Here is a 1490-nt window from a genome sequence, read left to right as displayed (position 1 = left end):
GCCGTGTGCCGGCGTCTTATGCCGGCGGTGGTGTCGGTGGTGTCGGCGGCGGTGGCTCAGTAACGGTAGTGGTCGGGCTTGTACGGGCCCTCCACCGGCACCCCGATGTAGGCCGCCTGCTCCGGACGCAGCACGGTCAGCCTCGCCCCCAACGCCTCCAGATGGAGCCGGGCGACCTTCTCGTCCAGATGCTTGGGCAGCACATACACCCCCACCGGATAGGCATCCGGCTTGGTGAACAGCTCGATCTGGGCGATGGTCTGGTTGGCGAAGGAGTTCGACATCACGAACGACGGATGGCCGGTGGCGTTGCCCAGGTTCAGCAGCCGCCCCTCGGACAGCACGATGATGGACCTGCCGTCGGGAAAGGTCCAGGTATGGACCTGCGGCTTGACCTCGTCCTTGACGATGCCCGGGACCGCCGCCAGACCCGCCATGTCGATCTCGTTGTCGAAGTGGCCGATGTTGCCCACGATCGCCTGGTGCTTCATCCGCGCCATGTGGGAGGCCAGGATGATGTCCTTGTTACCGGTGGTGGTCACGAAGATGTCGGCGCTCTCGACCACGTCCTCCAGGGTGGCGACCTGGTAGCCGTCCATCGCCGCCTGCAGCGCGCAGATCGGGTCGACCTCGGTGACGATCACCCGCGCGCCCTGGCCGCGCAGCGACTCCGCGCACCCCTTGCCCACATCCCCGTAGCCGCACACCACGGCCACCTTGCCGCCGATGAGCACATCGGTGGCACGGTTGATCCCGTCGATCAGCGAGTGGCGGCAGCCGTACTTGTTGTCGAACTTCGACTTGGTCACCGAGTCGTTGACGTTGATCGCCGGGAAGAGCAGCACCCCGTCGCGCTGCATCTCGTACAGCCGGTGCACCCCGGTGGTGGTCTCCTCCGTCACCCCGCGGATCTCCGAGGCCAGCGCCGTCCACTTGCCCGGCCGCTCGGCCAGGGTCCGGGCCAGCAGGCCCAGGATGACCGCGTGCTCCTCGGACTCGGCCGTGGAGAGGTCCGGCACCGCGCCGGCCTTCTCGTACTCCACACCCTTGTGGACCAGCAGCGTGGCGTCACCGCCGTCGTCCAGGATCATGTTCGGCCCGCCGGTGGGCTCGCCCGGCCAGGTCAGCGCCTGCTCGGTGCACCACCAGTACTCCTGGAGCGTCTCGCCCTTCCAGGCGAAGACCGGCACCCCCCGCGGGTCCTCGGCAGTACCGTCCGGGCCGACGGCGACGGCGGCGGCGGCGTGGTCCTGAGTGGAGAAGATGTTGCAGGACGCCCAGCGCACCCGGGCCCCCAGCGCCACCAAAGTCTCGATCAGCACCGCCGTCTGCACCGTCATGTGCAGCGACCCGGTGATCCGCGCCCCGGCCAGCGGCCGGGCGGCGGCGTACTCACGGCGGATCGCCATCAGACCGGGCATCTCATGCTCGGCCAGCGTGATCTCCTTACGGCCGAACGCCGCCAGGGACAGATCCGCCACCTTGAAGTC

Annotated in this window: 1 protein-coding gene; it reads right to left on the bottom strand. The window is 68.6% G+C overall.

The features are described 5' to 3' along the window. Positions 1–56: 56 nt before the first annotated feature. The coding region (ahcY, locus tag IQ279_RS27490; protein ID WP_206352036.1) for an adenosylhomocysteinase at positions 57–1490 on the bottom strand (1434 nt) is incomplete at its 5' end.

This window comes from Streptomyces verrucosisporus (genome assembly GCF_017114865.1).
GTDB lineage: Bacteria > Actinomycetota > Actinomycetes > Streptomycetales > Streptomycetaceae > Streptomyces > Streptomyces fenghuangensis.
The sequence above is the reverse complement of the archived record's forward strand: the minus strand, read 5'-3'. Positions and strand labels throughout refer to the sequence as shown.